This window comes from Streptomyces sp. NPDC051018 (assembly GCF_044456085.1).
Classification (GTDB): domain Bacteria; phylum Actinomycetota; class Actinomycetes; order Streptomycetales; family Streptomycetaceae; genus Streptomyces.
On sequence record NZ_JBITFN010000022.1, the window covers coordinates 1 to 25415 of the forward strand.

The following is a 25415-nucleotide window of genomic DNA, read 5'->3' on the forward strand; positions in this document are numbered from 1 at the left end:
TGACTTTTAGCACGCTGTTGAGTTCTCAAGGAACGGACGCTTCCATCAGACCCTCACCAGGCCCTCCGGGCATTTCCCTTCGGTCTTGCGTTTCCAACCTTACCAGACCTTTTCCGCATTCCGTTTCCGGACTTCGAATTCGATCAGGCGGCTGATTGGATAAGCCTTTGCCTTTCGGCGGTGCCGACATTATCAGAAGATTCTGAGTCGGTTTTCCCGGCCCCTCCGGAGTGACGGTGTGCGCGCATGGGCGCTCCCGGTTCCCGTTCGGTCGGAGCCGTAAACCTACTGGAGCGGGGCTCCTTGATGCAAATCGAGGCGCCCCGCTCCATGAAGTGCGACGTTAGGCCGTCAGACCTCGACGACGACGGGGAGGATCATCGGGCGGCGGCGGTACGTGTCCGACACCCACTTGCCGACTGTGCGGCGGACCAACTGCTGAAGCTGGTGGGGCTCGACGACGCCGTCGGCGCCGGACCTGGCGATCGCTTCCTCGATCTTCGGGATCACCGAGCTGAACGCGGCGTCCTCAATCCCGGAGCCCCGGGCCTGCATGTGCGGGCCGCCGACGACCTTGCCTGTGGTGGAGTCGACCACAACGAAGACCGAGATGATGCCCTCGTCTCCGAGGATGCGGCGGTCCTTGAGCGAGGTCTCGGTGACATCGCCGACGGAGAGGCCGTCGACGTACACATAGCCGGCCTGGACCTTGCCGACGATCTTGGCCTTGCCCTCGACGAGGTCGACGACGACGCCGTCCTCCGCGATCACGATGTGGTCCTTGGGGACGCCGGTCAGGGCGCCCAGTTCGGCGTTGGCGCGGAGGTGGCGCCATTCGCCGTGGACGGGCATGAGGTTCCTGGGCTTGCAGATGTTGTAGAAGTACAGCAGCTCGCCGGCGGAGGCATGTCCTGAGACATGGACCTTGGCGTTGCCCTTGTGGACGACGTTCGCGCCCCAGCGGCTCAGGCCGTTGATCACGCGGTACACCGCGTTCTCATTGCCCGGGATGAGGGACGAGGCCAGGATCACGGTGTCGCCCTGGACGATCCGGATCTGGTGGTCGCGGTTGGCCATCCGGGACAGTGCGGCCATCGGTTCGCCCTGGGAGCCTGTACAGACGAGAACGATCTCGTGGTCCGGCAGGTCGTCCAGGGTCTTGACGTCGACGACGAGGCCGGCGGGAACGCGCAGATATCCGAGGTCCCGGGCGATGCCCATATTGCGGACCATCGAGCGGCCGACGAAGGCGACGCGTCTGCCGTACTCATGGGCCGCGTCCAGGATCTGCTGGATACGGTGCACATGGCTGGCGAAGCTGGCGACGATGATGCGCTTCTGGGCGCCGGCGAAGACCTGCCGCAGGACATTGGAGATGTCGCGCTCGGGCGGGACGAACCCGGGGACCTCGGCGTTCGTGGAGTCGGACAGCAGGAGGTCGATGCCCTCCTCACTGAGCCGGGCGAAGGCGTGCAGATCGGTGAGCCGGCGGTCCAGCGGGAGCTGGTCCATCTTGAAGTCGCCGGTGTGGACCGCCATACCTGCGGGGGTGCGGATGGCCACGGCCAGGGCGTCCGGGATGGAATGGTTGACGGCGATGAACTCGCAGTCGAAGGGGCCGATGCGCTCGCGGTGCCCCTCCGTGACCTCAAGGGTGTAGGGGCGGATGCGGTGCTCCTGGAGCTTCGCCTCGATCAGGGCGAGGGTCAGCTTGGAGCCGATCAGCGGGATGTCGGGCTTCAGCCGCAGAAGGTAGGGGACTCCGCCGATGTGGTCCTCGTGGCCGTGCGTGAGCACGATGCCGTCGATGTCGTCGAGGCGGTCCCGGATCGTGGTGAAGTCCGGCAGGATCAGGTCGATTCCGGGCTGCTCCTCTTCGGGGAAGAGAACGCCGCAGTCGACGATGAGCAGGCGGCCCGCGTACTCGAAGACCGTCATGTTCCGGCCGATTTCACCGAGGCCACCGAGCGGGGTGACGCGCAAGCCTCCCTTGGGAAGCTTCGGCGGGGCGCCGAGTTCGGGATGCGGATGACTCAAAAGACTCTCCTCACCACGTACGCCACGTGCCGCTGAGGCACGTGGCGTACGTGACATTCGTGCACTTGCCGATGACTGGGTCCGGTCGGCCGCGGTGGTCGGCCGGATCTCCTCTTGCTCTTCAGTTGTGTGGTCTTGCCAAGTCCGTGGTCAGAGCTGTACTCCACCGGCCGCGAGGTCGGCCTTCAGCTGCGCGGTCTCCTGCGGGGTCAGCTCGACGAGGGGGAGCCGGAGGGGACCCGCGGGGAGGCCCTGGAGGGTCAGCGCGGCCTTGGTGGTGATGACGCCCTGTGTGCGGAACATACCCGTGAACACCGGGAGAAGTCGCTGGTGGATCTCGGTGGCCTTCTGGACGTCGCCGCTGACATGGGCGTCGAGCAGGGCCCGCAGCTCCGGGGTGACGACATGGCCGACGACGGAGACGAAACCGATCGCACCGACCGACAGCAGCGGGAGGTTGAGCATGTCGTCGCCGGAGTACCAGGCGAGGCCGGAGCGGGCGATGGCCCAGCTCGCGCGGCCGAGGTCGCCCTTGGCGTCCTTGTTGGCAACGATCCTGGGGTGCTGGGCGAGGCGTACGAGCGTCTCGGTGTCGATCGGGACGCCGCTGCGGCCGGGGATGTCGTAGAGCATGACCGGCAGCTCGGTCGCGTCGGCGATGGCCGAGAAGTGGCGGTACAGGCCCTCCTGCGGGGGCTTGTTGTAGTACGGCGTGACCGCGAGCAGGCCGTGTGCGCCGGCGCGTTCGGCTGCGCGGGCGAGTTCGATGCTGTGGCGGGTGTCGTTGGTGCCGATACCGGCAACGATGTGGGCCCTGCTTCCGACCGCTTCCAGGACGGCTCGTACGATCCGGTCTTTCTCCGCGTCGGTGGTGGTGGGTGACTCGCCGGTGGTGCCGTTGATGATCAGGCCGTCGTTGCCTGCGTCCACCAGATGGGCCGCCAGGCGCTGAGCACCGTCGATGTCGAGTGCGCCGTCCGCCGTGAACGGCGTGACCATGGCAGTGAGGACCCGCCCGAACGGGGTCTGCGGAGTGTGGATCGGAGCCATGGGTAACACGCTACTCGCTGCTCAGTACGGTGTGGCCCTTCAGGGGACGTGACGTACGACGTGGCATGAGGAGCCCGGCACTGCCTGCTCGGGGGTTCAGGCAGTACCGGGTCCGTTTGATCAGCCTAGATGAACTTCACGAAACACCGCAATGTGGACACTTCGCTCGACGGATCCGTACATCTGTACCGGAGGGTGCCTCGGGAGAGGGACCTTTTCGGCCGATGCGATGGGCGCCACACGGCCGACTGAGGCCATCGCGGACCGACGATTTCCGGCCGCCGGACGGCTCAGGGTGCGATTCGGCCATTCGTGTTGAATGCCGCGTGTGTCAGAGGCATGAGCCGGGCCCAGTGCTCCTCCATCTTCTCCCCGACCATCTCGATCTCCCGCTGCGGGAAGGAGGGGACCTTCGCCTGCTCGTGCTGAGTGCGCAACCCGAGGAAGTGCATCAGCGACCGCGCGTTGCAGGTGGCGTACATCGAGGAGAAGAGGCCGACGGGAAGGACGGCGCGGGCGATCTCCCGGGCGATGCCCGCGTCCAGCATCTCCCGGTACGTCTCGTACGAACGACGGTACGAGTCCTCCATGGCCTCGCTGACGATCTTGTGCTGCTCCGGGCTGCCGTCGATGAAGACGTACTTTCCGGGACGGCCCTCCTGGACGAGCTTGCGGTCCTGGGCGGGGACGTAGAAGACCGGCTGGAGCTCCCGGTAGCGGCCGGACTCCTCGTTGTACGACCAGCCGACGCGGTGCCGCATGAACTCACGGAAGACGAAGATGGGGGCGCTGATGAAGAACGTCATCGAGTTGTGCTCGAAGGGGCTGCCGTGGCGGTCCCTCATCAGATAGTTGATGAGCCCCTTCGAGCGCTCCGGGTCCTTCTGCAGCTCCTCCAGGGACTGCTCACCCGCCGTGGAGACCCGGGCGGCCCACAGGACGTCGGAGTCGCCGGCGGAGTGCTTCACCAGTTCGACGGTGACATCGCCCCGGAAGCCGGGGGTCGGGGTCTCTGCGGGGGTGTCGGTCACCAGGAGGGTCCTTCCAGGGGCTGAGCTGGGCGGCGACCACTGTAGTCCACGTCCCCCCACCCCCGTTTTCCACCGATTCGCCGAAAAGGGGCACCGAATCGGCGTTCCGTTCGTCTCTACGGGTAACAGCCGCACCGGTGGTGGTGCCGCGCCACCCGAGTCGTCGGTCGTCGTGCCACCCGGATCAAGGAGAGTGCCCTGATGTTCCGCCGGCGGGAAGCCGTCCCGTTCTCGTTCGTCGCCGAGTCCGACAGCTTCCGCAGTAACGTCACTCCGCCGCCGCGCGAACGTCCGAGTGCCTCCCAGCTGATGGGGCGTGCCCTGATCGGTCTGACGATAGTGGCCGGGCTGGCCGGGTCCCTGCTGTTCGGCGTGCCCGCGCTGGAATCGGGCGAGACACCGGGCCGGACCCAGCATTCCGAGGCGTCCGAGCGACGCTGACTCGTACGGACCCCCTGGGGTGGTCGACCCGTGGGCGCCTCGGTAGCCTCACCCGTCACAGCCCCCAATCGAGCGTGCTGGTGAGTGAGGATCAGTCGTGCCCCTGCCTTTCCTGACGGCCGATCGCGCGTTTGACGCGACCGAGGATGACACCGCGCTGCCCTTCGACGACCACGACCTGTGGCGACGTCCGTACCGGCCGGGGCCCTGGAGAGTCGGCTCGGCGGCGGTTCTGCTGCTGCTTGCCTCCTTTGTCATGCTCGCCGCGATGATCATCGCGTTCGCGGGAGCGGTGTCCGGGGCGATGGCCTGTCTGGTCCTGGGGCTCGCGGTGATCGGTACGGCGCTGCGGCTGCTTCGCATGGGGGTGTGGGTCAGCCGGCACGGGCTGCGCAAGGTCGGCTTCTTCCTGACGGCCACGCTGACGTGGGCCGAGGTGACCGAGGTACGGACCGTGCAGCAGCCGGTGAGATGGCTGGGGCTGCCGCGGACGGTGCAGGGTCAGGCGCTGGCGGGGGTACGGCGGGGGCGGAGCGAGCCGATGGCGCTGCTGACCGATCACAACGCGGATTTTCTGGGGCGGGTGGAGGCGTTCGACCGGGCGGCGGACACGATTGAGGCGTGGGGGGCGGAGTATCGGCCGCGCGGGGCGTGAACCGGGACGGTGCGGGGCTCCGCCCCTGACCCGGCCGGGGCTCTGCCCCGGACCTCGCTCCTCAAACGCCGGAAGGGCTGGAAATACGGGCCCGAGCACCGGCCCGGCTCGAAGGGCGGGTGCGGCGAGGCCCGGAGGTGCCGGGCCCGCTCGGCGGAGAGGCTGAGCCTCCGCCTCCCAACCCCGGAGACGCCGGAAACCCTGGGCCGGAGGTGTCGGCCCGGAGGGCTGGAAACGCGGAGCCCGAGGTGTCACACCGGGCCCGGACAAGCCGGAGCAACCCAAGGAACTGAGAGCAGGCCCGGAGGTTCCGGAGCCTCCCGGCGAAGGTGCTGAGCATCCGGCCCCCGACCCGGAGATGCCAGGGATGCCGGACCGGAGACATCGGCCCGGCCCGGTAACGGTGGAAACGACGGGCGAGAACATCGGCCCCGCCCGGCGGAGAGGCTTGAGCCGGAGAGGCCGAGAAGGCCGAGAAGGCCGGAGGGACTGGAAAATCAGGGCCGGAGGTTCCGGACCCACTCGCGGGGAGAGGCTGAAGCTCCGGCCCACCCCGGGCGTCTGGAGAAGCCGGACCGGAGGCGTCGGCCCAGAATGGCTGGAAACGACGGACGTGAGTGTCGGCCCCGCTCGGCGGAGAAGCTGAGCATTCGGCCCCGACCCGGACGCGTACTGCCGGCTCGGCGAGGCTTGAACGACGGGCGCGAGTGTCGGCCCCTCTGGGCGGAGAGGCTGAGCCTCCGGCCCCAGGACCGAACGCCGGAAACCCTGGGCCGGAGACGGCGCTCAACCGTGGGGCCGTATCAGGTGCGGTCGTGGAGTGTGATCGCGCGCTGCATCGCTTTGCGGGCGCGCGGGGTGTCGCGGGCGTCGCGGTAGGCGATGGCCAGGCGGAACCAGCAGCGCCAGTCGTTCGGGGAGTCCTCGGTTTCGGCGCGGCGGCGGGCGAAGACCTCGTCGGCCGCGTCGCGGTCGATACGGCCGCTGGGGGTGCGGGCGAGATCGTCCACGGGAAGACCGCCCTCCGCGTCCAGTTCGGCGGCGAGACGGTTGGCCTTGGTGACGAACCGGGTGTTCTTCCAGAGGAACCAGACGCCGACCCCCGGGAGCACCAGCACCGCGAGGCCGAAAGTGACGGTGAGCAGGCTGCCCTGCTGGATGAGCATGACACCGCGGCTGCCGACCAGGGCCAGATAGACGACCAGGGCGGCCGCGGTGACGAAGTACGTGATCTTTGCGCTCATGTCGTTCGGGCCCGCTCAGCCGAGATCGAGGAAGTGTTCCAGCCCGTAGGTGAGACCGGGCGCGGACCCGACCCGCCGCACGGCGAGCAGGATGCCCGGCATAAAGCTGCTGTGGTGGAGCGAGTCGTGGCGGATGGTCAGGGTCTCCCCCTCGCCGCCGAGCAGCACCTCCTGGTGGGCGAGGAGGCCCCGGAGGCGTACGGCGTGGACCGGGACTCCGTCGACGTCCGCGCCACGGGCGCCGTCGAGCGCGGTGGTGGTCGCGTCGGGCTGCGGGCCGAGGTGCACCTCGGCGCGGGCGGCGGCGATGAGCTGGGCGGTGCGGGTGGCGGTACCGCTGGGGGCGTCGACCTTGTTCGGGTGGTGCAGCTCGATGACCTCGGCGGACTCGAAGTACCGCGCCGCCTGCTGGGCGAACTTCATGGTGAGGACCGCGCCGATGGAGAAGTTCGGTGCGATGAACACACCGGTGCGAGGGGACGCGGCGAGCGAGGTGCCGAGCTGCGCGAGGCGTTCGTCGGTCCAGCCCGTGGTGCCGACGACCGCGTGGATGCCGTGGCGCACACAGAAGTCGAGGTTGCCCATCACCGATGCGGGGGTGGTCAGCTCGATCGCGACCTGGGCACGGGCTTCCACCAGGCCCTCCAGCCTGTCGCCCTGGTCGTGGGCGGCCACCAGTTCCATGTCGTCGGCGGACTCGACGGCCCGTACCGCTTCCGAGCCGATACGGCCCTTGGCGCCGAGAACGGCCACACGGAGCTTGCTCATCAGTTCATTCCTTAGATCTAGGAGACCGACTCGTGCAGCCGGTCGGCCTGCCGGTCCTTGAGCGGACCGATCACCGCGAGCGAGGGGCGGTGTCCGAGGACCTGTCCGGCCACCTCGCGTACCTCGTCGGGGGTGACCTCCGATATCCGCGCGAGCATCTCGTCGACGGACATCTGGGCGCCCCAGCACAGCTCGCTCTTGCCGATACGGTTCATCAGCGCGCCGGTGTCCTCCAGGCCGAGCACGGTGGAGCCCGCGAGCTGGCCGATGGCGCGGCCGATCTCGTCGTCCGACAGCCCGTCGGACGCCACCCGGTCCAGTTCGTCCCGGCAGATCTTGAGGACGTCGTGGACCTGGCTCGGGCGGCAGCCCGCGTAGACGCCGAAGAGGCCGCAGTCGGCGAAGCCGGAGGTGTACGAGTACACGCTGTAGGCGAGGCCGCGCTTCTCCCGTACCTCCTGGAAGAGCCTGGAGGACATGCCTCCGCCGAGCGCGGTGTTCAGCACGCCGAGCGCCCAGCGGCGGTCGTCGGTCCGGGCGAGGCCGGGCATGCCGAGGACGACATGGGCCTGCTCGGTCTTGCGGCCGAGCAGTTCGACACGGCCCGCGGTGCGCACGGTGCGGCTGCCGTTACGGGGTGCGAGCGGCACCGCGTCGATACGGGTCAGGGCGCCGGCCTTCTCGAAGGCGCGGCGGACCTGGCGTACGACGGTGGCGTGGTCGACGTTGCCCGCTGCGGCGACGACCAGATGGGTCGGGTCGTAGTGCTTGCGGTAGAAGCGGCGGACGCGGTCGGCGGTCAGCGCGTTCACGGTGTCGACGGTCCCGAGGACCGGACGGCCGAGGGGGGTCTCGCCGAGCATGGTGTGCGCGAACAGGTCGTGGACGCAGTCGCCCGGGTCGTCCTCGGTCATCGCGATCTCTTCGAGGATGACGCCGCGCTCGGCGTCCACGTCCTCCTGGAGGATCAGGGAGCCGGTGAGCATGTCGCAGACGACGTCGATGGCGAGCGGCAGATCGGTGTCGAGCACCCGTGCGTAGTAGCAGGTGTACTCCTTCGCCGTGAAGGCGTTCATCTCGCCGCCGACCGCGTCGATCGCGGAGGAGATGTCGAGGGCCGAGCGCCGCCGGGTCCCCTTGAAGAGGAGGTGCTCCAGATAGTGCGTGGCGCCGTTCAGGGACGGCGTCTCGTCGCGGGAGCCGACATGGGCCCAGATGCCGAAGGTGGCGGAGCGGACGGACGGCAGGGTTTCGGTGACGATGCGCAGGCCACCGGGGAGGGTGGTGCGGCGGACCGTGCCGACGCCGTTCTCACCCTTGAGAAGGGTTTGGGTACGGGCGACGGCCCGCGCCTCGGAAGAGGTGCGGGCCGTCGCCTTGAGGCTGCGCGACGTCACTTGGCGGTGTCGTCCTTCTGGTCGGACTTGTCGGACTTCTCGGCGGTGTCGCCTTCGCCCTCGATCACGGGGATCAGGGAGAGCTTGCCGCGGGAGTCGATCTCGGCGATCTCGACCTGGACCTTGGCCCCGACGCCGAGCACGTCCTCGACGTTCTCCACGCGCTTGCCGCCGGCGAGCTTGCGGATCTGCGAGATGTGCAGCAGGCCGTCCTTGCCCGGGAGCAGGGAGACGAACGCGCCGAAGGTGGTGGTCTTGACGACCGTACCCAGGTAGCGCTCGCCGACCTCCGGCATGGTCGGGTTGGCGATGCCGTTGATCGTGGCGCGGGCGGCCTCGGCGGCCGGGCCGTCGGCGGCACCGATGTAGATGGTGCCGTCGTCCTCGATCGTGATCTCGGCGCCGGTGTCCTCCTGGATCTGGTTGATCATCTTGCCCTTGGGGCCGATGACCTCGCCGATCTTGTCCACGGGGATCTTGACGGTGATGATCCGCGGGGCGTTGGGGGACATCTCGTCCGGCGTGTCGATCGCTTCCATCATCACGTCGAGGATGTGGAGGCGGGCGTCGCGGGCCTGCTTGAGGGCCGCGGCCAGGACGGAGGCCGGGATGCCGTCCAGCTTGGTGTCGAGTTGGAGGGCGGTGACGAACTCCTTCGTACCGGCGACCTTGAAGTCCATGTCGCCGAACGCGTCCTCCGCACCGAGGATGTCGGTGAGGGCGACGTAGTGCGTCTTGCCGTCGATCTCCTGGGAGATCAGACCCATGGCGATACCGGCGACGGGGGCCTTCAGCGGCACACCGGCGTTCAGCAGCGACATGGTGGAGGCGCAGACCGAGCCCATGGAGGTGGAGCCGTTGGAGCCGAGGGCCTCGGACACCTGGCGGATCGCGTAGGGGAACTCCTCGCGCGTCGGCAGAACCGGCGTGATCGCGCGCTCGGCGAGCGCGCCGTGGCCGATCTCACGGCGCTTCGGGGAGCCCACACGGCCGGTCTCACCGACGGAGTAGGGCGGGAAGTTGTAGTTGTGCATGTACCGCTTGCGGGTCACCGGGGAGAGGGTGTCCAGCTGCTGCTCCATCCGGAGCATGTTCAGGGTGGTGACGCCCAGGATCTGGGTCTCGCCACGCTCGAACAGGGCGGATCCGTGGACCCGCGGGATGGCCTCGACCTCGGCGGCCAGCGTACGGATGTCGGTGACACCGCGTCCGTCGATACGGACCTTGTCCTTGATCACACGCTCACGCACAAGGGACTTGGTCAGCGAGCGGTAGGCGGCGGAGATCTCCTTCTCGCGGCCCTCGAAGGCCGGGAGCAGCTTCTCGGCGGCCAGCTCCTTGACGCGGTCCAGCTCGCCCTCGCGCTCCTGCTTGCCCGCGATGGTGAGCGCCTGGGACAGCTCGTCCTTGACGGCGGCGGTGAGCGCCTCGTACACGTCGTCCTGGTAGTCCAGGAAGACCGGGAACTCGCCCTCGGGCTTGGCGGCCTTGGCGGCGAGGTCCGACTGGGCCTTGCACAGGACCTTGATGAAGGGCTTCGCGGCTTCGAGGCCGGCGGCGACGATCTCCTCGGTGGGGGCCTCGGCGCCGTCCTTGACCAGCTGGATCGTCTTCTCGGTGGCCTCGGCCTCGACCATCATGATCGCGACATCGCCGTCGTCGAGGACCCGGCCGGCGACGACCATGTCGAAGACGGCGTCCTCCAGCTCGGTGTGGGTCGGGAAGGCGACCCACTGGCCCTTGATCAGCGCGACCCGGGTGCCGCCGATGGGGCCGGAGAACGGCAGGCCGGCGAGCTGGGTGGAGCAGGAGGCGGCGTTGATGGCGACCACGTCGTAGAGGTGGTCGGGGTTGAGCGCCATGATCGTCTCGACGATCTGGATCTCGTTGCGCAGGCCCTTCTTGAAGGAGGGACGCAGCGGGCGGTCGATCAGGCGGCAGGTGAGGATCGCGTCCTCGGAGGGCCGGCCCTCACGGCGGAAGAAGGAGCCGGGGATCTTCCCGGCCGCGTACATCCGCTCCTCGACGTCGACCGTGAGGGGGAAGAAGTCGAGCTGGTCCTTGGGCTTCTTGGAAGCGGTGGTGGCCGACAGCACCATGGTGTCGTCGTCCAGGTACGCCACGGCGGAACCGGCGGCCTGCCTGGCCAGCCGTCCCGTCTCGAAGCGGATGGTGCGGGTGCCGAAGGTGCCGTTGTCGATGACAGCCTCGGCGTAGTGGGTCTCGTTCTCCACTAGCGTTTTCTCCGTTACGTTTCGTTACGTTGTTCGTCTTTGGTCCCCTCGCCCGTGTGGCGGGGAGACAGGCGGAGAAGCTCTCGTACTGGGCCGGTCTTCGATCGAAGCACCCGGGGTTCGAAGGCTCCGGGAGCCACTACCGAGGACCGGCGGCGGCGAGTCTGCTTTCCGCTCGTACACTGTTGCGTTTCTGTGGTGCTCTGTCGTGCGGTACCGGGTTCGGCGCCGCGTGTCGTTGCGTGTGGTGCTGTGCGACCAGACTAATTGCCGTGCGGTACGTCGCGCACGTACAGCGATCACCTACGGCCATGACGTGCGGTGACCGTCACGTACGGCGAGCACGTACGGCAAACACGTACAGCAAAAGGGAGCGGCCCCCTCTTCAGTGGGAACCGCTCCCTCCACGGCGTGCTACTTGGCGCCGCCGGCCGCGCCGCGGCGGATGCCGAGGCGGTCGACGAGCGCGCGGAAGCGCTGGATGTCCTTCTTCGCCAGGTACTGCAGCAGCCGGCGGCGCTGGCCGACCAGGATCAGCAGACCGCGGCGGGAGTGGTGGTCGTGCTTGTGCGTCTTGAGGTGCTCGGTCAGGTCCGAGATACGGCGGGACAGCAGCGCGACCTGGACCTCGGGGGAGCCGGTGTCGCCCTCCTTGGTGCCGAACTCGGCCATGATCTGCTTCTTCGTAGCGGCGTCGAGAGACACTCGGTACTCCTCGGTGGTGTTCGATGCGCCCGCGAGTGCCCCTGGTCTTGGTCTCAGGGGAGCTTCCGTGACTCGGAGGCGAAGGTCCGATGGGCGCTGTCCCCAGGGAGTCCGGGAACGCGTACACAAACGGCCGTCACCCAGAGTACCAGTCCGGGGCGGCGGCGCTGCCCGCGGGCGGGGGTCCGCGCGACGGTGAAGCCGGGGCGCAGGGCGGGTGGGGGCGGGGCTCGGGTGACGGCCGGCGGTCCTGCCGGCGTGACGGGTGGCGACGGGCGGGGCGGGGGCCCGGTCGCGGGTGGCGACGGGACGGGCCGGGCAGGGCGGGTGGCGACGGGCGGGATCCGGCGCGAATCCTCGCTAGGAGGTCAGCGCCCGGATCGAGTGGTAGACGTCGAAGACCGCCAGGCACAGCGGCAGCAGCGTCAGCAGGACGAAGGTCTCGGCGATCTCCAGGAAACGGCCCCAGAAGGGGGTGACGCCCTTGCGCGGGACGATCAGACCGATGGCGGTGATCAGTGCGGCGACGCCGGCGACGGCAGCGGTGAGCCAGACCGTACGGATGTCCAGGGCCGCGCCGTCGCCCCGCAGCGCGTCGCGCACCAGCTCGGCCGGCGGATTGAGGCTGAGACCGAGCCCCAGGAGGACCAGGGCGCCGAGTCCCGCCGCGAGGGCGCAGCCGACCTGGGCGGTGTAGCGGAAGAGGTGGGCCCGCATCAGCATGGCGACACCGGTGGCGAGGGCCAGGAGCTGTGCCCAGATGTTGTCGGAGAAGCCGAGGACGGCGGCGGAGCCCATGGTGACCAGGGCGCAGCCACCGACGAGGCCGACGAGTAGTTCATGGCCCCGGCGGGCCTGGGCGGCGATGCGCTCGCCGTCGACCGGCCCCTGGGGCTCCGGGTCGGAGCCGTAGTCACCGACGGTGGTGCGGGGCGGGTCGAAGCCGATGGGCAGGCGGGCGAAGCGGGTGGAGAGACCGGGCAGGAAGGCGAGCGCCCCCACCGCGAAGGGGGCGCACATCGCGGCCGTCTCGATGGGCTCCAGTTCGCGGAGGATGGCCACGAAGGTCGCCAGCAGTCCGACGGCGGAGGCGAAGACGAACGCGACGAAGGGCCCGTCCCCGCCGGGGGCGACGATCGTGAGGATCACCGCGAAGACGAGGACGGCCGCGCAGGCGAGCAGGAACTGGAGCCTGCCGATGCCCTCGCCGTCGGCGGGAGGCAGCAGTCCGGTGCCGCCGATGGCCGCGTTCGCCATGGCCCCGATGCCGAGGGCGATGGCCGAGCCCCGGTCGTCGTAGACCCGGGCGCGTACGCAGGCGAGCGCGAGCAGGAGCACTCCGGTGACCCCGGCGAGGACTCCCGGCAGTCCGTGCATGTCGTGGCGGGGGTCGGAGGTCCACAGCACGAAGGCGAGCAGAAGCAGCAGTACGGATCCGCCGAGCAGCCCGGCGCCCCGCATGAGGGCGTCGCTCCAGAGCGTGCGGTCGCGGGCGACGGAGGAGGCGACCGCGTCGGAGACGTCGTCGAAGACGGCCGGGGGGAGGGATTCGGCGAAGGGGCGCAGGGAGAGCAGTTCGCCGTCCAGAATGCGCTGGGCTCCGAGGGAGCGCGCGCTGTCGAGGACGGTGCCGTCGCGCCGTACGAGGTGGTAGCCGACGGGGGCGCCCGGTTCGGGGCTCTGTCCGGACAGCCGCAGGATCTCGGGGTAGAGATCCGCGATCGCGATGTCCTCGGGCAATGCCACGTCGACGCGGCCGTCCGGGGCGACGACCGTCACCCGGCAGAAGCCGGTTCCGCTGCCGGACGGGGTCACGGGGCCGGGGTGACCGGTTCCGTTCGCCGCCGCTGAGGCCGTCATACTCACCTGCTGCATCCCCTCGTGTTCTTCGTGTTCTTCGTGTTCTTCCTGTGCACCGGCTTCACGCGTTTGTCGTCGAGTTCCCGTACCGCGGCTCCCCGGTGCTTACCGGCGCCGCAATTCAGGCCCCGTACACCGACTTTCCACAGAGGCTTCACACTTCGCCGTCCCCCGGCTTGCGTGGAGCACCCACGCACCTTGGTCCGGGCTTTGCTTATGGCCCGAACAGCCCGAATCCTTACGCTCGGTCCGCATTCATTTCGTCCAAGCCTTTTGATCCGGTCCGGCATTGCGCTCCGGGGCTTTTCATCTTGACAAGCTTTTAGCGGCAGTTCACGGCCACGGAAACACATCGCGCCACCCTACCGCCACCTCCTCGACCGCGGCGCAAGTAGGATCCGTCCCCGCGGACGGAACCGGTCGCCACGGGGGCACCGGCGCATTTCCGTCCGGCGAGGGAATGGGTGAGCGTGTGAGTCAGATCGTCGTCAAGCGCCCCCCACGGGCCCTGCCCTCCGAGGTACCGGGCGAGCATCTCCAGCTCCAGCCCCCTCCCGAGCTGCCGCGCGGTCAGCAGGAGGGCGCGCTGATGCAGTTGCTGCCGATGCTGGGCATGGGCGGCAGTGTCGTGTTCTTCTTCATGACCCCGAACCCGATCATGAGGATCATGGGCATGGTGATGATCGCCTCGACGATCGCCATGGCCATCGCGATGCTCGTCCGCTACCGGCGCGGCACCCAGGGCGAACTGGCCGACCTGAGGCGCGACTATCTGAAGTACCTCACACAGACCCGGCGGACCGTCCTGCGGACCGCGCGCCTCCAGCGCGACGCCCAGTACTATCTGCACCCCTCCCCCGAGCAGCTGTGGGCGCTGGTCGCCGAGGGCAGCCGGGTCTGGGAGCGCCGGAGCGGCGACGCCGACTTCGGACAGGTACGGATCGGGCTGGGCAGCCAGCAGCTCGCCACCCCTCTGGTCGCGCCCGACACCGCGCCGGTCGACGAGCTGGAGCCGCTGACCGCGGGGGCGATGCGGCAGTTCCTGTCGGCGCACGGCACCGTCGACGGTCTGCCCATGGCCGTGTCCCTGCGCGCCTTCTACCACGTGACGGTCAGCGGTGAGCCGGAGTCCGTACGGTCGACGGCCCGGGCGATGGTCGGCGCGCTCACCTCGCTGCACTCCCCCGAGGACCTGGTCGTCGCCGTCGCCGCCGGGCGGGAGGCGGCCGGCCACTGGGAGTGGGCGAAGTGGCTGCCGCACGTCCAGGCACCCGGGCCGGGCGACGGCGCGGGCAGCCGCCGGCTGATCACCACCGACGCGCGGGATCTGGAGGAGATGCTCGCCGGACGGCTGGACGGCCGCCCCCGGTTCCAGGGCGGCGGCCATCCGCTGCTCGACCAGCCGCATCTGGTCGTCGTGCTCGACGGACAGTCGGTGCCCGCCACCTCGCCGCTGGCCGCGCCGGAGGGCCTTCAGGGGGTGACGGTGATCGAGGTCGTACCGGGTGAGGTCACCGGTCCGCGCGGCGGGCTGTCCGTGGTCGTCCACCCCGACGCGTTGCAGCTGGAGTCGGGGCACGGGCTGGTGTACGACGGGGTGCCCGACCGGCTGAGCCTTGAGGCCGCTCAGGCGCTCGCCCGCCAGCTGGCCCCGCTGAGGGTCGCCTCCGGCGGTGACGACGACGAGCCGCTGCTCGCCAATCTGGACTTCACCGATCTGCTGAACCTCGGCGACGCCGCGTCGGTCGACGTCAGCCGGACCTGGCGGCCGCGCTCCCAGTCGGAGCGGCTGCGGGTGCCCATCGGGGTCGGCGAGGACGGCGTTCCGGTGATGCTGGACCTCAAGGAGGCGGCGCAGGAGGGCATGGGTCCGCACGGCCTGTGCGTCGGCGCGACCGGCTCCGGCAAGTCCGAGCTGCTGCGGACGCTCGTCCTCGGACTGGCCGTCACACACTCCTCGGAGACCCTCAACTTCGTTCTCGCGGACTTCAAGGGCGGCGCCACCTTCGCCGGAATGTCCCAGATGCCGCATGTCGCCGCGGTGATCACCAACCTCGCGGACGATCTGACGCTGGTGGACCGCATGGGCGACTCCATCCGCGGTGAGCTGAATCGCCGCCAGGAGATGCTCCGGGACGCGGGCAACTACGCCAATATCCACGACTACGAGAAGGCACGTGCCGCGGGCGCTCCGCTCCAGCCCATTCCCTCGCTCGTGCTGGTCATCGACGAGTTCAGCGAACTGCTGACCGCGATGCCGGACTTCATCGAGATGTTCGTGCAGATCGGCCGGATCGGCCGTTCGCTCGGTGTGCATCTGCTGCTCGCCTCGCAGCGGCTGGAGGAGGGGCGGCTGCGCGGGCTGGAGACGTATCTGTCGTACCGCGTCGGTCTGCGGACGTTCTCGGCGGCCGAGTCGCGTGCCGCGCTCGGGGTCCCCGACGCGTACACCCTCCCGAACGTCCCCGGCTCCGGCTATCTGAAGTACGGCACCGACGAGATGGTGCGCTTCAAGGCGGCGTACGTCTCCGGTGTGTACCGCGAGAGCGGCCACCGTACGGCCACCGCGGGCGGGCCGCTGCCGGTCGACCGCAGGCCGGTGCCGTTCACCGCGGCGCCCGTGCCGGTCCGCTATGTCGAGCCCGCCGCCGGCACCGCCGTACCGGAGCCGCGCACCTCCGAGGACGACGCGCTCGCGGACTCGGTGCTCGATGTGATCGTGCGGCGGCTCGAAGGGCGGGGCGCGGAGGCGCACCGGGTGTGGCTGCCGCCGCTGGACAACCCGCCGCCGCTCGACGAGATCGTGCCCGGACTGACGAACGTCGAGGGACGCGGGCTCACCCAGCCGGGTTACGAGGGCGCCGGGCGGCTCGTCGTACCGCTGGGCGTGGTCGACAAACCGTTCGAGCAGCGCCGTGACACCCTGTACCGGGACTTCTCCGGCGCGGCCGGCCATATGCAGATCATCGGCGGTCCGCAGTCCGGCAAGTCGACGCTGCTGCGGACGCTGATCTCGGCCTTCGCGCTGACGCACACACCGCAGGAGGTGCAGTTCTACGGCCTCGACTTCGGTGGCGGCGGTCTGTCGGCGGTCTCCGGGCTGCCGCATGTCGGCGGGATCGCGTCCCGGCTCGACCCCGAGCGGGTCCGGCGGACGGTCGCCGAGGTGTACGGCATCCTCACCCGGCGCGAGGAGTACTTCCGCAGCGCGGGCATCGACTCGATCGCCACCTTCCGGGCGCTGCGGGCCCGCGGTGACATCTCCGTGGCGGAGCAGCCGTGGGGCGATGTGTTCCTCGTCATCGACGGCTGGGGCAACTTCCGTACGGACTACGAGGCCCTGGAGCCCGCGGTCCTGGACATCGCCGCGCGCGGCCTCGGCTACGGCATCCACATCGTCATCACCGCGTCGCGCTCGATGGAGGTCCGCGCCAACCTCAAGGACCTGCTGATGAACCGGCTGGAGCTGCGTCTCGGCGACACGATGGATTCCGAGCTGGACCGCAGGGCCGCCGCGAATGTGCCCACGGGGGTGCCCGGGCGGGGTCTGACGCCGGAGAAACTGCACTTCATGGGGGCCGTGCCGCGCATCGACGCCATCAACTCCGCCAGTGATCTGTCGGAGGCGACGGCCGCGATGACCCAGGAGGTCACCCGCCACTGGACGGCGCCGGGTGCCCCTTCCGTACGGCTGCTCCCCCGCGAGCTCGCCGCGGACAGCCTGCCGCCGGGGCTCGCCGATCCGCAGCGCGGTGTCGCCTTCGGCATCGACGAGAACAACCTGGAACCGGTCTTCCTCAACTTCGAGCGCGATCCGTTCTTCCTGGTGTTCGGCGAGAGCGAGTCCGGGAAGTCGAATCTGCTGCGGCTGCTCATCAAGCAGCTGACCGAGCGGTACGACGGCGACTCCGCGAAGTTCTTCGTGATCGACAACCGGCGCGCGCTGCTGGATGTCTGCCCGCCGTCCCATCTGGCCGAGTACGTCCCCATGTCCAACAACATGGAGCACCATGTGGACGCCCTGGCCGATCTGATGCAGCGGCGGACACCGTCGGCCGATGTGACGGCCCGGCAGCTGCGTGACCGCAGCTGGTGGCGCGGGCCGTCGGTGTACGTCGTCGTCGACGATTACGACCTGGTCTCGACGTCGAGCGGCAACCCGCTGAGCAAGCTCACGGAGCTGCTGCCGTTCGCACGGGACGTGGGAGTCCGCTTCATCATCGCCCGCAGCTCGGCGGGCGCGAGCCGGGCGTCGTACGAGGCGTTCATGCAGCGGATGATGGAGCTGGGCGCGCAGGGGCTGCTCCTTTCGGGGGACCCGCAGGAGGGCGATGTCCTCGGCGGAGTACGGCTGAGGCCGATGCCGCCGGGCCGGGGCATCTTCGTCTCCCGGCAGCGGGGCAATCCTCTGGTGCAGTCGGGACTCATGGCACCTGATGAGCAGAGCTGAGGGTTGCGGTATTGCGGTATCGGCGGTGGCCATCGGGGCCCGCGCTGACTCCATGGGTCCTCAGGGGCCTGTGAGGGCTTCGGGTCCGTCCGTCGCGTGCGATGTGCCGGGGTGGCGGGGCGGGAAGCCCGCGCCACCCGTGCCCGCTCCCACCCGTGCCCGCGCTGCTCGGCGCGCTGCCTTCCGTAAGCCGCCCGGGACAGGTCCGGGCGGCCACCGGCTCGGGGTCCACGGCAACGGAGTCCGGGGAGGACGGCCCTTGCGGACGGCGACGGGACGTCAGCAGATTCATCCGGGGCAGTACCGGAATGGTGCAGTCCAATCGTGTACGCACGGGGATGGAGCCCGCTGATGGCATGGGACGAGTGGGAGCGGCTGAAGGCTTCGGCGGCCGAGAAGACTCCGGCCCGGATGCGGCTGAACGGCCTGCCGCCGGACGACAGAGGCCCATCGGCCGGTGCCGGAGCCGGTGACCTCAAGGTCTCGCAGACCGACCTGGCGGCGATCGGCGACAAGGCGTTCAAGCTCTGCAACCGCCTGTGGACGGAGGCCCGCGTAGCCCTCCCCACCAGCGAGAAGGCCGGCGACAGCCTCGCAACCCAGGGCTTCGCGTTCGGCGGCGCGCTCAGGCACGTCGGGAACCGCTGGGAGAAGCAGCTCAAGTCGCTCATGGACGCGTGCGCGCACATCTCGAACCACATGGACTTCAGCAGCAGGACGCATCAGGACGACGATCAGTTCATCCGGCGGAACATGAGCGGCATCGAGACGCTGGACAAGGGGTTTGACGAGTCGTACGGCGGCCGGGGCGACTCGAAGCCGAAGGGGAACTGATGGATCTCGAGGCACTGCGTTCCGCCCGGTTCAACGCGCTCGACGAGGCGGTCTCCGACTGGTCGAGGATGATCACCCATCTCGAGGACTTGGAGAAGGGCGCCCGGGAGGGGCTCAGAGGGCAGGCGAAAAAGGCGGACCGGGCGGGTGCGAACGCCACGGTTTCGCGGGAGTTCATCGGCAGGACGGCCGGTGAGTTCACCGACGCCCAGCCCCGGCGACATCCATCCGGAACATCCTCCGGGACACCCGCGACGAGCTGAAGGAATTGCACCGCAAACTCAGTGACGCGATCGAGCGCGGGCGCGGCTGGAATCTCACCGTCACCTGAACGAGTGGTGGAGGCTTCACCGCCACGATGATCGTCCACCCCGACCGGGTGGCCAAGGGCGGCTCGGTGCCCGACCACACTCCGGAGGACACCACCGCTCTCCGTGACGAGATTCAGGCCGTTCTCGACGGAGCCACCGAGAGCGACAGTTCGGCGGCCCAGGTTCTCAAGGCCCTGGTCGATCAGAGCGAATACGGGTTCTCCGACGCGAACTACCGGGATCGCGACACAGCCGCGAACGCCGTCAAAGACTTGTTCGTGCCGAGGCAGAGAAAGAAGCAGGGTGGGCATCTCCCGCGCATGCCCACCCTGCTGTCTCTCCGTCCTCGGCTTGTGGACGGCTCCGCTAGAAGTAGCCGGCGGCCTTCTTGTCGCCCGCCTGGTACGCCGGGCCCGCCTCGCGGACGGCCTTGGCGATGCCCTTCAGGGCGGTGTGGATCTGACGGGTCTCCTGGTCCCACTTCTTGTGGGCCGCGTCCGCCGCCGTCTTGGCCTCACCTTCGAAGGTGGCGGAGACGCTGCGGATCTTGTTCTGAAGGTCTTCGAGCGTCCGGTCCAGACGCTGGGCCTGCTTCTCGATGGTCGCCGCCGCCTGGTCCAGTGAGGAATAGGTGACGAGCATGAGGCCGTCGTTCGCCTGTGCCATGGGTCCTCCAACTGCTTTCTGTGTTTGGTGGTCTGCCGTGGTGCGGAATACCGAAGCGCTGCTCAGTAGCTGGCGATGTTCGAGTTCGCGGCCTTGGTCGCACCGGCGTCACCCGAGAACCCGGCGGTGACGTCGACACCCTGGAGCGCGGCACGAACCTCGTCCTCCGTGTTGCCGGCGGTGGTGCGGGTGACCTGGATGGCTTCCTGGAAGTTGAGGAGGAGCTTCGCGATACGCACCATCCCCTGGTTGATCTCGGCCTGCTTCACATCGAAGGCGCCCGCGCCGATGCCCTTCCAGGCACCTTCGAGGCTGTCGATGACGCCCTGGAGGTTCTGGAGCTGCCCCTTGACGTCCTCGAACTGCCGGGTGATCTCGTCCTGGAAATCCTTGAGACTCTGATCGCCGACCTTCTGGACAGATGACATATCCCGGTCTTCCTTTCCCTGATTCCACTGTGGAGTGATTCATACGGCCGGCATCCACCGGTCGCGATCAGGCGCTGCGGCGCCGGATGACGAGGAAGGCTGCGCCCGCGAGTACGACGACCGCGGCGACTCCGCCGAGAATGAGACCCAGCGAGCTGTCGTCCTCGGCTTCTTTGCTGGAGCCTGCCACGACGGCGTCGTCGGCGGGCTGGTCCGTCGGGGGCTGTGACGAGGCTGGTGCAGATGGCGCGGTCGACGCGGGAGAGCCGCCCGTCTTCTCATGGGTGAGAGGGCTGACATCGGCCGGGCCGGGGGCACCCTTACCGTCGAGAATGATCTGACGCGGGCGGATCAGGCCATGGCCGAGGTAGTTGCTGCGGGTGCCTTTGGCCCAGTCCCGGGCGGCGGTGTCGATGAGCGCGTGAAGGACTTGATTCGCGGTCCAGTCCGGGTGGGCGGACCAGATGAGAGCCGCGGAGGCGGAGGCGATGGCGGTCGCCGGGCTGGTGCCACCGCTGTCGCAGTAGCTCTTGAACGTGGTGTCGCACCAGGCGGGAATGTCGTTTCCCGGCGCGGCGAGATCGACGTTGTCCCCGTGCTGGGAGTACTCGGCCACCTTGCCCTTTCTGTCGGCCGAGGCGACGCCGACCACGTCGGGGTAGGCAGCGGGGTACTGGGGTTTGTTGCCTTCTTCGGCGTTGTTACCGGCTCCCGCGAAGAACAACTTCCCTTTGGACCGTACGTACTCCGCCGCAGCTCGCGTTTCAGGACTTGAGTACTCTGTGGCCATCGACATGCTGATGATCTGGGCATCGCTGTCGGCAGCCTTGCGGATGGCATCCGCTGCGTCCTGAGCATTCACCTTGTTCTTGTTCTGGAATTCCGTGTCGGAGATCCGCATCGGAATGATCTTCGCACCGGGGGCGAGACCCCGGAGGCCGCCGCCCTTGCCCGTACCCGCGATCAACTCGGCCATGGTCGTCCCATGGCCCTCGTAGTCGTCCGTCTCCTCGCCCTTGGCTTCCGTCGCGTCAAAGCCCTTCAGTACCTGGCCCTTCAGCGAAGGCGTGGAGGAGTTGACACCGGTGTCGATGACGGCGACCTTGATGCCTTCACCGGTGGTGACCTTCCACATCTCCTCGGCGCGCATCGCATCCAGGTACCACTGCTGCGGCTGTCCGGGCGCGGCCACCGCGACCGGAGCCGCGTGGACCGTGCCGGCCGCACAAACGCCAACCGCGGCCAGCGTGCACAGCATGCCCCGGGTGAAACGAGACGTGCTGTGCTTCCGCGTCTGGCGCATTCCTGCCGTCATCCTGGCTTCCGAACCTTCCCTGTGCGCCTACTCGATGACCGGCGGAACGGCACCACTCCGCCGAGCCGCCCATGTCTCTTCGTCTTCCGTCAGGTAATCCGGTCGTGCCGAACGGGTGTCGTCGTCTTCTCCGTCACCGGTCTGATTCTGACGGGGGCGGCCCCCCGCGAGACCGGCGCCGCCGGCCGTGAAGCCTCCCGCACCCGGACGGGAGCCGCTGCCACCGGTGCGGGGTGTGCCGACCACTCCGTGGGCACTGGGAGTGCCCCTGCCCGCGGGGCGCTGTGGCGCACCCGAGGGGTTGGCTCCGACGACTCCGGCCTGGCTCGGCCTGGCCGCGGACGGACGGCCCGAGCCCGTACCCTCTCCGCCGACGACCGTTCCCCGCGGAATGCGGGAGCCGGTCGAGCCACCGGTGGCGCGCTGGGGCGTGCCGCCGACGATCCCGTCGGCACGGCCCGTACGAGGTCCTGATGACGTACCCCCTCCGGCACGCCCTGCCATCGGCTGTCCGGCCATGCCCGCGCGACCGGCCATGGGGGCGCCTGCGGTTCCTCCGGTGACGCCACCGGCACGGCCGCCAGCGGCGGCGGAGCCCGCGCCCATGGGTCCCGTCGCTCGCCCGGCAGCGCCCGTACCGCCCGCCGCTCCCGATCCACTGCCCGCAACTCCGGCCCGGCCGGCAGCACTCGCGTGCCCGGCTGCCGGGAAGCCACCGCCTCCCGCACCCGAGCGCCCCGCAGCGCCGATCCCAGGACCGCCACTGGCCCTGGCCACCCCCGGGGCCCACCCGGCGGGTCCCGCGTTGGGTACGGGGTTGGTCGTGCCGCCCATCGGCGGTACCGGGCCCGGGGGCGAGCCTCCCGGCCCGGTGGCCGCGGGCACGGTCGGTGCCGCGTTCGGAGCAGTGGGCACGGCGGGAGGTGCCGCGACACTGTCGATCTCCATCGAGGTGTTGCGGTCCGGCGCGGTCGGGGCCGTGCCGGTGATTTCCGTACGGGGAACTTCACCGGTGGACTTTGAGTCCGGGCGTCGTTCCGCCGCAGAGTACGTGGCTCGCTTACCCAGCACATCCGCGTTCCTCGGAGCCGATCGCGGTGTTTCCTCGACCCTCCCCATCGGCGGCGGAACGTCCGCCTTCAGAATCCTGTCGAACCGCGGCGCCTCCTGCCCCGCCAGCGTCTCCTCCGACACCGCGTAGAAAGACGCCAGCCGGGTCATCTGGTTGATGGCCTCCTGGCGGTTCTTCTCCACCTTCACGGCTTCGTCGTATTCGGGATTGCCTTCGACGCGCTTCGGCGCCTCGATCATGTTGACGTTCTGCTTGTTCACCCGGGTGTCACGCGGAGGCATGGCCTTGCGCACCGACGCCAGGCCCGTCCCGGCCACCGTGATCTGGGTGCCGGCGACATCGGCGAAGGAGCCCAGGGTCCGGGCGTGGTCGGCGAGGGCGCGGCCGAAGGAGCGGAACTCGTTGCCCGACTCGCCCTTCCACTCGACCTTGTCGACATAGTCCTGGAGCTCCTTGGCGGCGGTCCTGAGGGCGTCCCTCGCCTTCCACAGGGCGGTGCCCGCCGTCTCCAGATCGGCTGGGTCGGAGTTCTCGACGAGGTCGATCATCGCGTTGAGCTCATGGGCCTCGAAGCTGGTCCGGGCGTAGGGGCCCGGGCCGGAGTTGCCGAAGATGCCGCTGAAGATCGAGCTGACCTTCTGGGTGAGGTCGGTCACCCCCAACTGCGTCTGGACGCGCGCCAGGTCCTGCTCGCGCTGTGCCTCGGGGCTCAGTTCCTGGGGCTCGTTCTCAGTCATCCGTCACCACCCGGAGTCAACGGTCTTGTCGTCGGTGTTCTGCGGCGCGGGCTTGGCCGTCGCCTTGCGCTCGCGCTCCTGCGCCGCCTCGCGCTCCTGGTCCAGACGGGCACGGATCTGCGCGAACCTCTGGCGTCTCTCCTCGTCCACGTTGTCGAGGCCGACCTCCGCGGCGTGTACGGCGATGCTGAGGCATTCGATCTGGTCGCTCAGGGTGCGGGAGAGCGAGACGAGGGCGGTGTGCACACGGTTGTACTGGCCGAAGAGTCCGTCCGCCTCCGCGAAGGGAGTGCTGGCCCCGCTCAGGGACGTACGGGAGACCGTCTGTGCGGCCACCTTCGTCTTTCCCGCCGCGCCGTTCTCGAAGTCCGCCAGCAGGGTGTTGACGCGCTGCTGGAACCGCTTCAGCGCACCGACGCCCTTCTCCAGGTCACTCGCGCCGGTCGAGGCGCCGACTCCGCCACCCTCTGCGTCGAGCACGATGCCCGTTCCTCCCCGTTGGTCCAGCTGTGCCACGTTGCAATCGTGGTGAATCGGCCATCATCAAACTGGCCTCACACCACTGTAACCACCGGCTGATACGGTCCCAAGTGTCTTATCCGCCACGCGACTTCCCTGGTGCGACGTACTGAAGACGTACTGAAGACGTACTGAGCGACGTAATGAACTACGTACTGAACGACGCCTTCCGACCCCCGTGTGGTTGCCATCGCCATCCCATCATGTGCTCGCCGTGTGAGCCCGCTGACGCCCGGCTTCTTCACGGGACCACAACACCCCTTCAGCTCCCGGCGATCCGGCCGGACCGCCGCCTGGAGTCCCGCAGCGCCACCGCGCTGCCCGCGATCGCGGCGACCAGGACGCCGCCGCCGATGACGACATAGGTCGCGAGCCGGGCGTCACGCTCCTCCGCGGTCTCACCGAGGTCGAGTTCGGCGGGGGTGGGCGCCTCGGCCCGGGTGACGCCCTCGTCGGGGACGGGGCGTTCGATGGGCTTGTCGTCCTCCGTGAGGGCGCGTACGGGGTCCACGACACCCCAGCCGACGAGACGGTCGTGGCCCGGGGTCGAGCGCTCGGCCGTCTGCTGGATCTGGGCCACGATCTGCCGGGGGGTCCAGTCCTTGTGCTTGGCCTTGATGAGTGCGGCGACGGCCGCGACGTACGGGGCGGAGAAGCTGGTGCCGTTGTCGGCGCAGTGGCCGCCGCCGGGCACGGTGGTGACCATGTCGACGCCCGGGGCGGCGACGCCGACGAAGTCGCCGGACTGGGAGAAGGCGGCGCGTTCGTTGTTGCGGTCCGAGGAGGCGACGGCGAGGACGCCCTCGTAGGAGGCGGGGTAGGTCTTCTTGACGTTGCCCCCGAGGCCGTCGTTGCCCGCCGATGCGACGACCACGACACCGCTCTCCAGCGCGTCGACCACGGCGGTCCGCAGCGCGGGCGCGGGCTCGACGGCGTTGGCGGTGTCCTGGGAGATGTTGATGACTCCCGCGCCCTGGCGGACGGCCTGGCCGATGGCCTTCGCGAGCGTGGCGGCGGTACCTCTTCCCTCGGCGTCGTTCTGCTGGATGGGAATGATCGTCGCGTCCGGGGCGAGGCCGACGAAGCCGGTGCCCTCCGCGGGGCGGGCGGCGATGATGCCGGCGACCTTGGTGCCGTGGCCGACGAGGTCGGTGGTGCCGTTCTCGGCCCCGCGCTCCAGCTTGTTGCCGTTGTCGTCCTTGAGGTTCTTCGGCAGCAGATTGATGCCGCTCTTGGCATCGACAGCGGGCTTGAGCTGCGGATTCCGGATGTCGACCCCGGTGTCGATGACCGCGACCCTCACCCCTTTTCCGGTGGACTGCTTCCACAGCTCGTCCAGGAGTACGCGCTGAAGCGCCCATGGACGGCCCTTGTACGTCTTTCCGGGGAAGGTGCACTGGGTCGTATCCGCGGCTGCGGGAGCCGCCGGCAGCCCGATGAGGGTGAGCGCCGTTGCCGCGGCCACCGCGAACGACCGCCGGACGGTACGCGCCCCCGGCCGCGAGGAACCACCGGAACCGCCGGACGGCAACGGACCGCCCGACAGCGGACCGCCCGGGGTACGGGGTACGCCTCCGCCCGACCGCTCGCGCACGGCGCCGGAACCCTCGCGCGCCCCGCCGGAACCCTCGCGTGAGATGTACGTCGTCATCGGGACCGCC

20 protein-coding genes are annotated in these 25415 nt (G+C 69.2%); 5 read left to right on the forward strand and 15 right to left on the reverse strand.

Translation table 11 applies throughout. The features are described 5' to 3' along the window. Positions 1 to 351 precede the first annotated feature (351 nt). From ACIBCM_RS28965 to thyX, 3 genes are all read right to left on the reverse strand, one after another. Positions 352 to 2037, reverse strand: a complete 1686-nt coding sequence (locus tag ACIBCM_RS28965; protein ID WP_399248258.1) for a ribonuclease J — start codon at positions 2035 to 2037, stop codon at positions 352 to 354. Between the two features lie 150 nt (positions 2038 to 2187). Further along, the gene (gene dapA / locus ACIBCM_RS28970) at positions 2188 to 3087 is read right to left on the reverse strand and encodes a 4-hydroxy-tetrahydrodipicolinate synthase (RefSeq protein ID WP_399248260.1); all 900 of its coding nucleotides are present in this window, start codon (positions 3085 to 3087) and stop codon (positions 2188 to 2190) included. A gap of 290 nt (positions 3088 to 3377) precedes the next feature. Further along, entirely contained in the window at positions 3378 to 4118 is a 741-nt protein-coding gene (gene thyX, locus ACIBCM_RS28975) for an FAD-dependent thymidylate synthase (protein WP_399248262.1), read from the reverse strand. Between the two features lie 201 nt (positions 4119 to 4319). Between thyX and ACIBCM_RS28980 the strand changes: the two genes are divergently transcribed. Together ACIBCM_RS28980 and ACIBCM_RS28985 are read left to right on the forward strand one after the other, a co-directional pair. Then, a complete protein-coding gene (locus ACIBCM_RS28980) occupies positions 4320 to 4559 on the forward strand; it encodes a hypothetical protein (RefSeq protein ID WP_399248264.1) in 240 nt (79 codons plus the stop codon). Positions 4560 to 4656: 97 nt separating this feature from the next. After that, a complete protein-coding gene (locus ACIBCM_RS28985) occupies positions 4657 to 5214 on the forward strand; it encodes a hypothetical protein (RefSeq protein ID WP_399248266.1) in 558 nt (185 codons plus the stop codon). An 803-nt stretch (positions 5215 to 6017) separates the two neighbouring features. Here ACIBCM_RS28985 and ACIBCM_RS28990 read toward each other — a convergent pair. The 6 genes from ACIBCM_RS28990 to eccD form a co-directional block, all read right to left on the reverse strand. Beyond that, positions 6018 to 6458 carry a hypothetical protein gene (locus tag ACIBCM_RS28990; RefSeq protein WP_399248268.1) on the reverse strand — a complete coding sequence of 147 codons (441 nt, stop codon included), beginning with the start codon at positions 6456 to 6458 and terminating at the stop codon, positions 6018 to 6020. Positions 6459 to 6473: 15 nt separating this feature from the next. Next, positions 6474 to 7226 carry a 4-hydroxy-tetrahydrodipicolinate reductase gene (gene dapB, locus ACIBCM_RS28995; RefSeq protein ID WP_399248270.1) on the reverse strand — a complete coding sequence of 251 codons (753 nt, stop codon included), beginning with the start codon at positions 7224 to 7226 and terminating at the stop codon, positions 6474 to 6476. 17 nt (positions 7227 to 7243) lie between these two features. After that, positions 7244 to 8623 carry a M16 family metallopeptidase gene (locus ACIBCM_RS29000; protein ID WP_399248271.1) on the reverse strand — a complete coding sequence of 460 codons (1380 nt, stop codon included), beginning with the start codon at positions 8621 to 8623 and terminating at the stop codon, positions 7244 to 7246. After that, positions 8620 to 10857, reverse strand: a complete 2238-nt coding sequence (locus tag ACIBCM_RS29005) for a polyribonucleotide nucleotidyltransferase (RefSeq protein ID WP_399248273.1) — start codon at positions 10855 to 10857, stop codon at positions 8620 to 8622. The genes ACIBCM_RS29000 and ACIBCM_RS29005 overlap by 4 nt, the downstream gene beginning before the upstream one ends. Positions 10858 to 11271: 414 nt before the next feature. Then, a complete protein-coding gene (gene rpsO, locus ACIBCM_RS29010; protein WP_023586232.1) occupies positions 11272 to 11562 on the reverse strand; it encodes a 30S ribosomal protein S15 in 291 nt (96 codons plus the stop codon). A 360-nt stretch (positions 11563 to 11922) separates the two neighbouring features. Further along, positions 11923 to 13422, reverse strand: coding sequence for a type VII secretion integral membrane protein EccD (gene eccD, locus ACIBCM_RS29015; protein WP_399248454.1), 1500 nt, complete (start codon positions 13420 to 13422; stop codon positions 11923 to 11925). 472 nt (positions 13423 to 13894) lie between these two features. Here eccD and eccCa point away from each other — a divergent pair, with 472 nt between their 5' ends. The 3 genes from eccCa to ACIBCM_RS29030 all read left to right on the forward strand — a co-directional run bounded on the left by eccCa (position 13895) and on the right by ACIBCM_RS29030 (position 18969). Next, complete coding sequence (eccCa, locus tag ACIBCM_RS29020) at positions 13895 to 17872, forward strand: type VII secretion protein EccCa (RefSeq protein WP_399248276.1); 3978 nt, start codon at positions 13895 to 13897, stop codon at positions 17870 to 17872. A 351-nt stretch (positions 17873 to 18223) separates the two neighbouring features. Continuing rightward, positions 18224 to 18706: a hypothetical protein gene (locus ACIBCM_RS29025; RefSeq protein WP_399248278.1), complete on the forward strand. Its 483-nt coding sequence runs from the start codon at positions 18224 to 18226 to the stop codon at positions 18704 to 18706. Continuing rightward, positions 18706 to 18969: a hypothetical protein gene (locus ACIBCM_RS29030; RefSeq protein WP_399248280.1), complete on the forward strand. Its 264-nt coding sequence runs from the start codon at positions 18706 to 18708 to the stop codon at positions 18967 to 18969. Before ACIBCM_RS29025 ends, ACIBCM_RS29030 begins: the two co-directional genes overlap by 1 nt. Positions 18970 to 19383: 414 nt before the next feature. Here ACIBCM_RS29030 and ACIBCM_RS29035 read toward each other — a convergent pair whose 3' ends face one another. The 6 genes from ACIBCM_RS29035 to mycP (ACIBCM_RS29060) form a co-directional block, all read right to left on the reverse strand. After that, positions 19384 to 19683 carry a WXG100 family type VII secretion target gene (locus ACIBCM_RS29035; protein WP_399248282.1) on the reverse strand — a complete coding sequence of 100 codons (300 nt, stop codon included), beginning with the start codon at positions 19681 to 19683 and terminating at the stop codon, positions 19384 to 19386. Between the two features lie 62 nt (positions 19684 to 19745). Then, positions 19746 to 20111 (reverse strand): WXG100 family type VII secretion target, encoded by a 366-nt coding sequence (locus ACIBCM_RS29040; protein ID WP_399248284.1) that lies wholly within the window; start codon positions 20109 to 20111, stop codon positions 19746 to 19748. A gap of 67 nt (positions 20112 to 20178) precedes the next feature. Continuing rightward, positions 20179 to 21426: a type VII secretion-associated serine protease mycosin gene (mycP, locus tag ACIBCM_RS29045; RefSeq protein ID WP_399248286.1), complete on the reverse strand. Its 1248-nt coding sequence runs from the start codon at positions 21424 to 21426 to the stop codon at positions 20179 to 20181. A gap of 27 nt (positions 21427 to 21453) precedes the next feature. Beyond that, positions 21454 to 23235, reverse strand: coding sequence for a hypothetical protein (locus tag ACIBCM_RS29050; protein ID WP_399248288.1), 1782 nt, complete (start codon positions 23233 to 23235; stop codon positions 21454 to 21456). Between the two features lie 3 nt (positions 23236 to 23238). Then, a complete protein-coding gene (locus ACIBCM_RS29055) occupies positions 23239 to 23751 on the reverse strand; it encodes a hypothetical protein (protein WP_399248290.1) in 513 nt (170 codons plus the stop codon). 265 nt (positions 23752 to 24016) lie between these two features. Further along, complete coding sequence (mycP, locus tag ACIBCM_RS29060) at positions 24017 to 25405, reverse strand: type VII secretion-associated serine protease mycosin (RefSeq protein WP_399248292.1); 1389 nt, start codon at positions 25403 to 25405, stop codon at positions 24017 to 24019. Positions 25406 to 25415: the final 10 nt, after the last annotated feature.